At 59.1% G+C, this 12,001-nt stretch carries 12 protein-coding genes; 4 read left to right on the top strand and 8 right to left on the bottom strand.

Going from position 1 to position 12,001, the window contains the following annotated elements:
- Positions 1-129: 129 nt before the first annotated feature.
- A complete protein-coding gene (gene rpsI / locus L6D74_RS28645) occupies positions 130-522 on the bottom strand; it encodes a 30S ribosomal protein S9 (protein ID WP_007956794.1) in 393 nt (130 codons plus the stop codon).
- Positions 523-536: 14 nt separating this feature from the next.
- Positions 537-965 (bottom strand): 50S ribosomal protein L13, encoded by a 429-nt coding sequence (gene rplM / locus L6D74_RS28650; RefSeq protein WP_003228062.1) that lies wholly within the window; start codon positions 963-965, stop codon positions 537-539.
- 244 nt (positions 966-1,209) lie between these two features.
- Between rplM and L6D74_RS28655 the strand changes: the two genes are divergently transcribed.
- Positions 1,210-2,250: an NADP(H)-dependent aldo-keto reductase gene (locus L6D74_RS28655; RefSeq protein ID WP_236191461.1), complete on the top strand. Its 1,041-nt coding sequence runs from the start codon at positions 1,210-1,212 to the stop codon at positions 2,248-2,250.
- A 65-nt stretch (positions 2,251-2,315) separates the two neighbouring features.
- On the opposite strand, the gene L6D74_RS28660 is transcribed toward L6D74_RS28655, so the two are convergent.
- Positions 2,316-3,452, bottom strand: coding sequence for an acyl-CoA dehydrogenase family protein (locus L6D74_RS28660; protein ID WP_064599315.1), 1,137 nt, complete (start codon positions 3,450-3,452; stop codon positions 2,316-2,318).
- A 246-nt stretch (positions 3,453-3,698) separates the two neighbouring features.
- On the opposite strand from L6D74_RS28660, the gene L6D74_RS28665 reads away from it, so the two are divergent.
- The gene (locus L6D74_RS28665) at positions 3,699-4,595 is read left to right on the top strand and encodes a GlxA family transcriptional regulator (RefSeq protein WP_170844884.1); all 897 of its coding nucleotides are present in this window, start codon (positions 3,699-3,701) and stop codon (positions 4,593-4,595) included.
- Between the two features lie 62 nt (positions 4,596-4,657).
- Here the strand turns inward: L6D74_RS28665 and zapE are convergent, their stop codons facing one another.
- From zapE to L6D74_RS28680, 3 genes are all read right to left on the bottom strand, one after another.
- On the bottom strand, positions 4,658-5,752 hold the full coding sequence (gene zapE, locus L6D74_RS28670; protein ID WP_064599321.1) for a cell division protein ZapE: 1,095 nt from the start codon (positions 5,750-5,752) through the stop codon (positions 4,658-4,660).
- Positions 5,753-5,842: 90 nt separating this feature from the next.
- Positions 5,843-7,198 (bottom strand): tryptophan--tRNA ligase, encoded by a 1,356-nt coding sequence (locus L6D74_RS28675; RefSeq protein ID WP_236191463.1) that lies wholly within the window; start codon positions 7,196-7,198, stop codon positions 5,843-5,845.
- Between the two features lie 24 nt (positions 7,199-7,222).
- Complete coding sequence (locus tag L6D74_RS28680) at positions 7,223-7,852, bottom strand: alpha/beta hydrolase (RefSeq protein WP_236191470.1); 630 nt, start codon at positions 7,850-7,852, stop codon at positions 7,223-7,225.
- Positions 7,853-7,996: 144 nt separating this feature from the next.
- On the opposite strand from L6D74_RS28680, the gene L6D74_RS28685 reads away from it, so the two are divergent.
- Positions 7,997-8,431, top strand: a complete 435-nt coding sequence (locus L6D74_RS28685; RefSeq protein ID WP_039766275.1) for a Z-ring associated ZapG family protein — start codon at positions 7,997-7,999, stop codon at positions 8,429-8,431.
- Positions 8,432-8,498: 67 nt separating this feature from the next.
- On the opposite strand, the gene L6D74_RS28690 is transcribed toward L6D74_RS28685, so the two are convergent.
- Both L6D74_RS28690 and L6D74_RS28695 read right to left on the bottom strand, forming a co-directional pair.
- The gene (locus L6D74_RS28690; RefSeq protein ID WP_007956806.1) at positions 8,499-9,230 is read right to left on the bottom strand and encodes a YiaD family glycine zipper/OmpA-like lipoprotein; all 732 of its coding nucleotides are present in this window, start codon (positions 9,228-9,230) and stop codon (positions 8,499-8,501) included.
- A gap of 114 nt (positions 9,231-9,344) precedes the next feature.
- Positions 9,345-9,989 carry an MBL fold metallo-hydrolase gene (locus tag L6D74_RS28695; RefSeq protein ID WP_236191466.1) on the bottom strand — a complete coding sequence of 215 codons (645 nt, stop codon included), beginning with the start codon at positions 9,987-9,989 and terminating at the stop codon, positions 9,345-9,347.
- 199 nt (positions 9,990-10,188) lie between these two features.
- Here L6D74_RS28695 and L6D74_RS28700 point away from each other — a divergent pair.
- Positions 10,189-12,001, top strand: a 1,813-nt coding sequence (locus L6D74_RS28700; protein WP_236191468.1) for a M10 family metallopeptidase, incomplete at its 3' end; no start/stop codon positions are given.

Here is a 12,001-nt window from a genome sequence, read left to right on the forward strand (position 1 = left end):
AGCCTTGTAGTATAGGGGGTCTACGAATGTGGCAAGTTGTCACAGCGCAATTATTCAAGAAATCGCACGCATAAAAAAACGCCCGGTTCCGTGAGGAATCGGGCGTTCTTTTTGAACGTGGAAGCGAAATTAACGCTTCGAGTACTGCGGACGCTTACGCGCTTTACGCAGACCAACTTTCTTACGTTCAACTTCACGGGCGTCGCGAGTAACGAAGCCAGCTTTGCGCAGAGCGCTACGCAGGGTTTCGTCGTAGTCCATCAGAGCGCGAGTGATGCCGTGGCGGATTGCGCCAGCCTGACCACTTACACCACCACCGATGACGGTGACGTAGATGTCGAACTTCTCGACAGTCTCAGTCAGTTCCAGCGGCTGACGAACTACCATGCGGGCAGTTTCGCGACCGAAGAACGTGTCCAGGGAGCGGTTGTTGATGGAGATGTTACCAGTACCCGGACGCAGGAAAACGCGTGCGGTTGCGGTCTTGCGACGGCCAGTGCCGTAATTTTGAGTCGCCGACATAATGAACTATTCCGTTAAATCTTCAGTTCTTGGGGCTGCTGAGCAGTATGAGGGTGTGCAGCGCCCGCATAGACTTTCAGCTTACGGTACATGTCGCGACCCAGTGGGTTTTTAGGCAGCATGCCTTTAACCGCGGTCTCGATCACGCGCTCAGGGGCCTTGGCGATCAGCTTTTCAAAGTTGATCGACTTGATGCCGCCCGGGAAACCGGAGTGGGAGTAGTACATTTTGTCAGTGGTTTTAGCGCCGGTAACACGGATCTGCTCAGCGTTGATTACGACGATGTAGTCGCCGGTGTCAACGTGAGGAGTGTACTCAGGCTTGTGCTTGCCACGCAGACGGCTCGCGATTTCGGTGGCCAGACGACCCAGGGTCTGACCAGCAGCGTCGACGACAAACCAGTCGCGCTTTACTGTTTCCGGTTTAGCAGTAAAAGTTTTCATTCTTTATAGCCTCAGGGGCCGCCTGTAAATAAGACGGCGGATCTTACTGAATAGTGCGTACTTTGACAAGTCAAAGGCAGCCGGATACAGACGCTTTCGGGGGCTCGGGTCGGCGCGTCCGTTCAACGGCAAGATTCTTCGGCGGCGGGGCATCACTTCCACTGCAGAAAGAGGTCGGCAATTATGCAGATTGCGAAAAAAATTTCAACCTGCTTTTATGATTGTTTTGCCCAAGGAGCACCCGATGGACTATCGCCAGCTAGGCCGTACCGACCTGAACGTAAGTGCAATCTGCCTCGGCACCATGACCTGGGGCGAGCAAAACACTGAAGCTGAAGCCTTCGCCCAGATCGAACGGGCAAAAGAGGCCGGGATCAATTTCCTCGACACCGCCGAGATGTATCCGGTGCCACCGAAAGCCGACACCTACGCCACCACCGAGCGCTACATCGGCAATTACTTCAAGAGCCGCGGCGACCGCGCCGACTGGATCCTCGCCAGCAAGATCGCCGGCCCCGGCAACACCATCGACTACATCCGCGACAGGAACCTGCGCCACAATCGCCAGCACATCACCGAAGCGGTGGATGCCAGCCTCAAGCGCCTGCAGACCGACTACATCGACCTCTACCAGTTGCACTGGCCGGAGCGCAGCACCAACTTTTTCGGACAACTGGGCTACAAGCACCAGACCGAAGCCAACCTGACGCCGCTCGAAGACACCCTTGAGGCGCTCGATGAGCAAGTGAGGGCCGGCAAGATCCGCCACATCGGTCTTTCCAACGAAACGCCGTGGGGCACCATGCGTTTTCTCGCCCTGGCCGAAGCGCGGGGCTGGCCGCGCGCAGTGTCGATCCAGAACCCGTACAACCTGCTCAACCGCAGTTTTGAGATCGGCCTGGCAGAAATCGCCATCCGTGAACAGTGCGGCCTGCTCGCCTATTCGCCGCTGGCGTTCGGCTTCCTGTCGGGCAAGTACGAAGGTGGGGCGCGTCCGCCGAAAGGTCGCCTGAGCCTCTACAGCCGCTTCAGCCGCTATTTCAACCCGCAATCGGAAGCAGCATGCAGCCGCTATGTGGCACTGGCCCGTGAACATGGCCTGGATCCGGCGCAAATGGCCCTGGCGTTTGTAAATCAGCAACCGTTCGTCACCAGCAACATCATCGGCGCGACGACGCTGGAGCAACTGGACAGCAACATCGCCAGCTACGAGCTGAAACTGTCGAAGGAAGTGCTGGAAGGGATCGAAGCGATTCACAAGGATCATCCGAACCCGGCGCCTTGATCCAAGACGATGATCGTTCCCACGTCGAGGCGGCGAACCGTCTGCGTGGGAACGATCACACTGCATTACAGCGACCGCGCAATGATCTCCTTCATGATTTCATTGGTCCCGGCATAGATCCGCTGCACCCGCGCATCCGCCCAGGCCCGGGCCACCGGGTATTCCCACATGAAACCGTAGCCACCATGCAGTTGCACGCACTCATCGAGCACCTTGCATTGCAGATCGGTCCCCCAATACTTGGCCATCGCCGCTGTCGGCACGTCGAGCTTGCCTTGCAGGTGCAGCTCCAGGCAGCGGTCGACGAACACTCGGCCGATCTGAATCTCGGTGGCCATTTCCGCCAGTTTGAAGCGGGTATTCTGGAAGTCGGCAATCGACTTGCCGAACGCCTTGCGCTCACGGGTGTAATCCAGCGTCCATTGCAGCGCCGCCTCGGCTGAAGCCAGACCGCCAATCGCCACGGTCAAACGTTCCTGCGGCAGTTCCTGCATCAAATAGGCAAACCCAGCCCCGGCCTGACCCAAGAGGTTTTCCTTCGGTACGCGCACGTCCTGGAAGAACAATTCCGACGTGTCCTGCGCCTTCATTCCGACCTTCTCCAGGCGCTTGCCCTTGTCGAAGCCCGGGGTGTTCGCCTCCACCAGAAACAGGCTGGTGCCTTTGGCGCCGGCCTTGGGGTCAGTCTTGGCGACGACGATCACCAGATCCGCCAGGAAGCCATTGGTGATAAAAGTTTTCGAACCGTTGATCACATACTCATCGCCATCCAGTACCGCCGTGGTCTTGACCCCTTGCAGGTCGGAACCGGCGCCCGGCTCGGTCATGGCGATCGCGGTAACCATCTCGCCAGACACCAGTTTCGGCAGGTACTTCCGTTTCAGCGCCTCGCTGCCGTAATGCAGGATGTACGGCGCAACGATGTCCGAATGCAGCGAGAAACCGATGCCGGTCAGGCCCAACCGGCCGACTTCCTCGATCACCACCGCACTGTAGAGAAAGTCCGCCCCCAGCCCGCCGTATTCCTCCGGCAAGTGCGAACAGAGCATCCCCGCCTCCCCCGCCTTGTTCCACAGTTTGCGGTCGATGTAGCCTTGTTTTTCCCATTGCCCATGGAACGGCACGGCCTCCTTTTCGAGGAATGTTCGTACGCTGTCGCGGAACAATTCGTGCTCGGAGCTGAACAAGGTTCTGGGAATCATGCGGCACCTTTTCTTTATTGTTGGACGGATCAGACCTTCAGAGACTAAGCCTCGCTTCCGATACAGGACACTGGACACATCCGACAAAAAATAAGACGATCCAGCCGTCTGGTGACCACTTTCCCTTATAAAAACAAAAGTTGAATTATGTCCAAGCACGTCTCCCCGCCCTTGCGGCGCGTCAGCATCCTGGCGAACGACCGGGTTTTCGCTTCCACTCTCATGCAAGCCAAGGATTTCTTCCATCTGGCCAGCCTGCGTTACGGCAAACAACTGGGCCACGGCCTGACTCCGGCGTTCGAAACCCGCCTGGTCAGCCCCGACGGCAAACCGGTGAACAGCTTCAGTGACGTGATCATGCCGGTGGACGGCGGCCTGGAAAACGCCGACGTCATCATCCTTCCGGCCTTCTGGGACGATTTCGATACGCTGTGCCAACGTTATCCACAGATCCTGCCGTGGCTGCGCGAACAGCATGCCCGGGGCGCCGTGCTCTGTGGCGAGGCCACCGGGGTGTTCTGGCTGGCCGAGGCCGGATTGCTCAACGGCAAGGAAGCGACCACCTACTGGCGTTTCTTCAACGCCTTCGCCGAGCGCTTCCCGCAGGTCTATCTCAATCAGGACAAGCACCTGACCGACGCCGATAACCTGTATTGCGCCGGCGGTACCACCTCGGCCTGCGATCTCTACATTTACCTGATCGAGCGCTTCTGCGGCGCCAACGTGGCCCAGGCAGTAGCTCGCGACATTCTCTATGAAGTGCAGCGCAGCTACGCCCCGGGACGCATCGGTTTCGGCGGTCAGAAGCTGCACCAGGACGTGATCATCCTGCAGATCCAGCATTGGCTCGAAGAGCATTTCGCCGACAAGTTCCGCTTCGAGGACGTGGCGCGGGAGCACGGCATGAGCATCCGCAACTTCATGCGCCGCTTCCAGACCGCCACCGGCGACAAACCGCTGCACTATCTGCAACGGCTGCGCATCGAGACCGCCAAAGGCCTGCTCTCCGGCAGCCGCAAGAGCATCAAGACCATCAGCTACGAAGTCGGCTACGACGATGCGAGCTTCTTCGCACGGCTGTTCCGCCAGCACACCGAACTGTCTCCGAACCAGTATCGACAGCAGTTTCAGCAGGCTGCCTGACGACTCGACCAGACACAAAAAAGGGCCTGCATCTGCAGGCCCTTTTTGTTTGCCGAATCCGCTTAAGGCTTGTGTGCCCGGGACAGGAATTCGTGCGATTGCATCTCCAGCAGACGGCTGAGGGTACGCTGGAACTCGAACGTCAGACGCCCGCCGGTGTACAGGTCTTTCAACTCGACTTCGGCAGAAATGATCAGTTTGACGTTACGGTCGTAGAACTCGTCGACCATGTTGATAAAGCGTCGGGCGATGTCGTCGGTGGTGACGCTCATCTGCTCCACGCCACTGAGCAGCACGGCGTGGAAAATCTTGCCCAGTTCGATGTAATCGTTCTGGCTGCGCGGACCGTCGCACAGTTCGCGGAAGTCGAACCAGGCCACGTCGTCGCAAGTGCGCAGGGCCCGGATTTCGCGGTTCTCGATGATCAACACATCGTTTTCCACCGCCGCCGTGCATTCCGGCGTCAGCGCGCGGAAGCTCTTGCGCAGGCTTTCATGAGCGGCTTCGTTGAGCGGGAAGTGGAACAGTTCCGCTTGTTCGAGGTGACGCAGACGGTAGTCGACGCCGCTGTCGACGTTGACGATTTCGGTGTTCTGCTTGATCAGCGCGATGGCCGGCAGGAAGCGCGCGCGTTGCAGGCCGTCCTTGTACAGGCCGTCCGGCACGATGTTCGAAGTGGCGACCAGGGTCACGCCGTTCTTGAACAGCTCTTCCATCAGCGTGCCGAGGATCATGGCGTCGGTGATGTCGGAGACGAAGAATTCATCGAAGCAGATGACCCGCGATTCAGTCGCGAAGCGCTTGGCGATGATGGTCAGCGGGTTTTTCTCGCCGCCGAGGGTTTTCATCTCTTCGTGCACACGCTTCATGAAGCGGTGGAAGTGGGTACGGGTCTTTTCCTTGAATGGCAGCGCCTCGAAGAAGGTGTCCACCAGGTAAGTCTTGCCGCGACCCACGCCGCCCCAGAAATACAGACCCTTGACCGGCGTCTGATCCTTTTTGCCAAACAGCTTGCCCAGCAAACCCGGCTTGTTCTGCTCGGCCGCGATCAGATCGTCGTACAGGCGTTGCAGATGACGAACGGCAGTTTCCTGCGCGGCATCATGGAAGAAGTCCGGGCGTTTCAGATCAGCTTGATATCGTTCTAGGGGCGTCATAATTCGTTAGCAAGGCAACAAAAACGGGCCGTCACTGTAGCGATGGCCCGTGGGAATGGCAATCGGCCCTTGGTCGGGCCGAGCCGTTGATTATTCCTGAACCGGTGTCAGAGCGATCCGCAAGGCCTCGACGGCCGCATCCCGCGCAGCCACGTCGGCGAACGCCGGGCTGTCGCCGACGCACTCGCCTTCCAGCCAGACACTGAAGCTCAGGTCTTCGCTACGTACATCCAGCGCCTGACCCGATTGCAGCTGCTTGGTCACCTGACCGGCGGTTTTACCGTCGGCGAAGTTACGCGACAGCAGCAATTGCTCGCCGTCGGCCGCCAGCAGACGGAAACGGAAGCTGCCGTCGTCTTCACGGAAGCTGACGAAACGTGCGGCTTTCGCGGCTTTCTTCTTGGTGGTTGCGGCCACCTGAACCTGATTGACGAAGGAACGCAGGCCGACCGCTTCGCGCAGCTCGTTGAGGAACGGGGTCGCCACCGCACGGGCCTTTATGGCGCCGTGTTGCAGGATGTCTTCAAGGTCCGCCGGACGCTCGATCAACTGGTGATAACGCTCGCGGGACTCGCCCAGTTCGTTGTCGAGCAGCTGGAACAGACGGTTCTTCGCCTCGCCCCAACCCAGACCGCCCAGCAGCTCGCTGCGGAACTCGTCGGCCTGCGCTGGCGTGGAGAAAGCCTGGAACAGGGTGAACAGGTGCGAGTTGTCCGGATCCTTGGCTTCGCCCGGCGCGCGGGAGTCGGTAACGATGCGCGAGATCGCGTCCTTCATTTCCTTGGCGCTGGAGAACAGCGGGATGGTGTTGTCGTAGCTCTTGGACATCTTGCGACCGTCCAGGCCCGGCAACGTGGCCACGCTTTCCTCGATCAGCGCTTCGGGCATGGTGAAGAACTCCTTGCCCTGGCCGAACAGGTGGTTGAAGCGCTGGCCGATATCACGGGCCATTTCCACGTGCTGAATCTGGTCGCGACCGACCGGCACCTTGTGCGCGTTGAACATCAGAATGTCCGCCGCCATCAGCACCGGATAGCTGTACAAGCCCATGGTGATGCCGGCATCCGGGTCTTCGCCGGTCTCGACGTTCTTGTCCACCGAAGCCTTGTAAGCATGGGCGCGGTTGAGCAGGCCCTTGGCGGCGACGCAGGTCAGCAGCCAGGTCAGCTCGGGGATTTCCGGGATGTCGGACTGACGATAGAAGGTCACGCGATCCACATCCAGGCCACCGGCCAGCCAAGTCGCGGCGATTTCCAGACGCGAGCGCTGGATGCGCAGCGGGTCATCGCACTTGATCAGGGCGTGATAGTCGGCCAGGAAGTAGAACGAATCGGCATGGCTGTCTCGGCTGGCGAGAATCGCCGGGCGGATGGCGCCGGCGTAGTTGCCCAGGTGCGGGGTGCCGGTGGTGGTAATGCCGGTGAGGATGCGGGTACGGTTCGTCATGGGTAATCGCTTGTCAGACTGCAATCAATTCGAGAGACGCGGCAGGATCAGATCCTTGAGATCGGTCAGCTTGCCATGAAAAAAGTGTCCGCATTCTGCCACTTTCAGCAGCTCATGGGGGCGCTGGAGTTTTTCAGACCAGTCGTAGACCAGCTGCGGATCGATCACTTCGTCGGTTTCCGGCTGGATCACGGTCAGCTCGCCCTTCTGCGGCAGTTGATCCTGCTCGCCCAGGCGCATCACCGCCGGCGCGACCATGAACAGATGCTTGAGCTGAATGCCTTGGGCTTCGAGACGGCCGCCGAGACTTGCTGCAACAAATCCGCCGAAGGAGAAACCGAACAGGGTCAGCGGCAGATCCGGATGCTTTTCCAGCAACCAGGCGGCAGCGGCCTGGGCGTCATCGACTTCACCGGTGCCCATGTCATGGGAGCCTTCGCTGGCACCGACGCCGCGATAGTTGAAACGCAAGGTGATCAGGCCGGCGTCGCGTGCGGTGCGCTGCAGGGTCGAGACGACCTTGTTGAGCATGGTGCCGCCCTGCACCGGGTTAGGATGGCAGATCAACGCGATGCCGCGCGGCTGCTCGTTGTCGAGGTACAGGCTCTCAAGTTGACCCACCGGGCCATCAATCACTACAGGGGTTTCACGCATCAGCAAGGAAGGAACTCCGTGACCTCGGATCGGGTCGACTCGTCTAGCAAATTGTCTGTGCCAGTCTATTGCGAGTGAATCGCGGTATACAGCGCAGGTTCGAGCCGTTAACGTAAAGCAAAGCCGTTTATAGAGGAAGGACTCGTGGAACACTCGCTCTTAGTTTGGTTGTTACCGACTCTTGCCCTGGTTGTGGGTGTCGCCATTGGTTTCCTGATCGCTCGCGTTGCGCCGAACGCTGCGCCCAGCCGCACGCAGCGTCAACTGGACGATATTCAGGAACGTTTCGACAGTTATCAGAATGAAGTGGTGACCCACTTCAACAGCACCGCCAATCTGGTCAAGAAACTGACCCAGAGCTATCAGGAAGTGCAGGATCACCTCGCCGAGGGTGCCAACCGTCTGGCCCTGGATGAGCAGACTCGTCAGCGCCTGCTGGCCTCGCTGCATTCCGAAGCAGCACAGGCCCCACGGGAACGCCTGACGCCACCACGGGATCAGGAACCACCGCGTGACTACGCGCCGAAGACCCCGAATTCGCCGGGCATGCTTGATGAGCATTACGGCCTGAAGAAGTAATCAGCCTTCGCGCCAACAAAAAGCCCCCGGACAATCACTTGTCCGGGGGCTTTTTTGTAGCTGACGGTTACGGGTACTGCTGAACCGTGCCCGGTTGTTGCTGACCACCGTACTGCTGGCCCGGGATCGCCTTGAGGTTGACCTCGACACGGCGGTTCTGCGCCCGGCCATTGACGTCACCGTTGCTGGCGATCGGATTATCCGGACCGGCACCGCGGGCGCTCAGGTTGGCACCGCTGACGCCTTGCGAGGTCAGGTAGGTCGCCACGCTTTGCGCACGACGCTGGGACAGGTCCATGTTGTGCTGGCGGCTGCCGGTGCTGTCGGTGTAGCCGACGATTTCGATCTGATTCTGGTTGAACTCCTTCAGGGAGTTGGCGAGGTTGTTCAGCGGTTGATAGAAGCTGGAAGCAATGTTCGCCGAATCGGTGGCGAAGGTGATGTTGCCCGGCATGATCAGCTTGATCTGGTCACCCTGACGCTGCACTTCAACCCCGGTGTTGGCCATGCTGGCGCGCAGTTTTTTCTCCTGCTGGTCGGCGTAGTAGCCGTAACCGGCGGCCGAGGCACCGACCACGGCCGCGCCAATCAGCGCACCCTTGCCGCGGTTGTTGTGGTCGATGGCGGCACCGGCCAGCGCGCCGGCCAAAGCACCGAGGCCACCGTATTTGGCGGTTTTGCTCATGCCCTGGGAGCCACCGTCGGCCTGACCCTGATTGTCATACGGGTTGGGCGAGGCGCAGCCGGACAAAACGGCCACGGCAGTAGCGACAATAATCAAACGACGCGTGGTGAACATGGAGTGCTCCTACATTTTGCATTCTGTGGTGCAGCGGACATTGGCAACTGGCCCGTGCGGGCGTTGGATCATGACAATGCACAAAAATTCCAATGGGCACCCGTGACAAAATGTTTAGGCACGCACAAATGGATTCTCGCGCATTTCATCCCCCAGACGCGTATCCGGACCATGCCCGGCCACAACAGTCGCGTCTTCATCCAGGGTGTACAGCCGCTGCTTGATCGATCGCACGATGGTCGCCTGATCGCCGCCCCACAAATCCGTGCGCCCTACTCCGCGACGAAACAACGTGTCGCCGGCTATCAACAGCTTAGCCTCGGAAAACCAGAAGCTCATGGAACCTGGCGTATGCCCCGGCGTGTGCAGTGCCACGCCGCAACCGCAGGCCAGTTCTTCGTCGTCGCTCAACCAGCGATCTGGCGACGGCACGGGCACATACGGCACACCGAACATCTGGCATTGCATTTCCAGGTTGTCCCACAGGAATTGATCTTCCTTGTGCAGGTGCAGAGTCGCGCCGGTTTTTTCCTTCATCTGCCCGGAAGCGAGAAAGTGATCCAGATGCGCGTGGGTGTGAATGATGCTGACGACTTTCAGGCCCAGCGCATCGAGGCGCGCCATGATCAGATCAGGGTTGCCGCCGGGGTCGACGACGATGGCTTTCTTGGTCAACGGGTCGCCAATGATGGTGCAGTTGCACTGCAAAGGGCCGACAGGGAAGGTTTCGCGGATGAGAGAAGGCGTTACAACTGACATGAAAATCCTCGACAGACGGCGGACAGCATTTTTTCAGGATTCTACTGCACGCGCCGATACAGAGTGCCAGGCCAGTAATTTGACGCCACTAATCAGAAATAGTGGCCCTATGATGTCAAATGTATAAATTCTGGTGCAAAATCGCGTTTTTTTGTAGCGGCCGCATTCAGGAAGGGTCGCATAGCTCTCAGGAAATCCTATGCCAACGCCCAAGACGTATTCGATCAGTTTGCCCTCCACGCTGACAGGCAATGCCCTCGTCGACAGCCTCATCTCCGGCACCTATTGGCTGGGAGCCAACTGGAGTCCGACTGGGCCGACCAACCTGAGCTATAGCTTCATGGCACCGGTCACTTCGTATTTCGTGACCGATTACAGCCCCGACAACGAATACAACGCACTGTATGAGCTCACGGCCGGGCAAAAAACCGCAATCACCAGCGCGCTGGGCGCCTGGAGTGCCGTCGCCAACCTCAACTTCACGCTGACCACCGACACCCTTTTCAACGTCGGTGACATGCGTTTTGGCGGCTATCGCTTGATGGACGACAAGACCGCTGCGTGGGCTTACTTCCCGGCCAATACGCCAGTCGCCGGCGATGTCTGGATCGGTCCGCAGACCAATGATCCGAACCCGGGCAAAGGCACCTACGACTACATGACGTTCGTGCATGAAATCGGCCATGCGCTGGGACTCAAGCACCCGTTCGACGCCAGCTCGACCAACAAGACCCTGCTCGACCCGACGCTCGATGATGTTCACTTCACGGTGATGAGCTACAACAGCAATTATTCCTACCAGCCAACCACGCCAATGGTGCTGGACATCATCGCGATCCAGAGCCTGTATGGCGCCAACATGGCGTGGCAGGCCGGTGACACTGTTTACAAGTGGGCAGCCAACCAGTCGATTTTCGAGACCATCTGGGATGGCGGCGGCAACGACACCATCGATGGCAGCAACCAGCTCGCGGCCGTCAGTATCAACCTCAATGAAGGCGCTTACAGCCAGATCGGCAAGGCGTTCATCGATTACAACAACCAGACCGCGATTAATGACGGGCTGGCGATTGCCTACGGGGCCAAGATCGAGAACGCCATCGGTTCTGCGTTCAACGACATCCTCACCGGTAACGCACTGAACAACACGCTTGATGGCGGCGCAGGTGCCGACACCATGTCCGGTGGCGACGGCGTCGACACCTACTACGTCGACAACGTCGGCGATGTAGTAATCGAAACCGATGCCTCGCTGACCGCCCTTGACCGCGTATTCGCGTCCATCGATTACACCCTCGGCAACAACGTCGAAAACCTGATCCTGACCGGCACCGGCAACCTCAACGGTACCGGCAACTCGGTCAATAACCGCATCACCGGTAACGATGGCAATAACATCCTTGATGGCAGCACAGGCGCTGACACATTGATTGGCGGACTCGGCAACGACACCTATATCGTCGACAACGTCGGCGACACCATCGTCGAAACCAGCACCCTGGCCGGCGAGATCGACAGTGTCTGGTCGTCGGTCGACTTCACCTTGAGCGCCAACATAGAAGTCCTCTCGCTTTCCGGTACCGCCAATCTCAACGGCACCGGCAACAGCGGCGTTAACTACATCAATGGTAATTCGGGCAACAACATCCTCGATGGTGGCGCGGGTGCCGACGTCCTGAATGGCGGCTTGGGCAATGACACTTATATCGTCGACAACATCGGCGACACGGTGACTGAAAGCAGCACGCTGGCCAGCGAAATCGACACCGTGCGCGCGTCGGTGGACTGGACTCTGGGCGCCAACCTGGAAAACCTCGTGCTTACCGGCGATGCGATCAACGGCACCGGTAACGCGCTGGACAACACGCTGACCGGTAACGCTGCAGCCAACACCCTCAATGGCGGCGCAGGTGCCGACACCATGATCGGCGGTGATGGCGTCGACACCTACTACGTCGACGACGTCGGCGATGTAGTGATCGAAACCGATGCCTCGCTGACCGCACTCGACC

Origin of the sequence: Pseudomonas pharyngis, assembly GCF_021602345.1 — a bacterium.
Taxonomy (GTDB): Bacteria; Pseudomonadota; Gammaproteobacteria; order Pseudomonadales; family Pseudomonadaceae; genus Aquipseudomonas; species Aquipseudomonas pharyngis.

What these genes read in the sequence shown, in the direction of transcription:
- L6D74_RS28690 (WP_007956806.1), bottom strand. Translation starts at nt 9,230, where the DNA reads ATGTTCACCACGCGTCGTTTGATTATTGTCGCTACTGCCGTGGCCGTT.
- L6D74_RS28655 (WP_236191461.1), top strand. Translation starts at nt 1,210, where the DNA reads ATGGACTATCGCCAGCTAGGCCGTACCGACCTGAACGTAAGTGCAATC.
- zapE (WP_064599321.1), bottom strand. Translation starts at nt 5,752, where the DNA reads ATGACGCCCCTAGAACGATATCAAGCTGATCTGAAACGCCCGGACTTC.
- L6D74_RS28675 (WP_236191463.1), bottom strand. Translation starts at nt 7,198, where the DNA reads ATGACGAACCGTACCCGCATCCTCACCGGCATTACCACCACCGGCACC.
- L6D74_RS28660 (WP_064599315.1), bottom strand. Translation starts at nt 3,452, where the DNA reads ATGATTCCCAGAACCTTGTTCAGCTCCGAGCACGAATTGTTCCGCGAC.
- L6D74_RS28680 (WP_236191470.1), bottom strand. Translation starts at nt 7,852, where the DNA reads ATGCGTGAAACCCCTGTAGTGATTGATGGCCCGGTGGGTCAACTTGAG.
- rplM (WP_003228062.1), bottom strand. Translation starts at nt 965, where the DNA reads ATGAAAACTTTTACTGCTAAACCGGAAACAGTAAAGCGCGACTGGTTT.
- rpsI (WP_007956794.1), bottom strand. Translation starts at nt 522, where the DNA reads ATGTCGGCGACTCAAAATTACGGCACTGGCCGTCGCAAGACCGCAACC.
- L6D74_RS28695 (WP_236191466.1), bottom strand. Translation starts at nt 9,989, where the DNA reads ATGTCAGTTGTAACGCCTTCTCTCATCCGCGAAACCTTCCCTGTCGGC.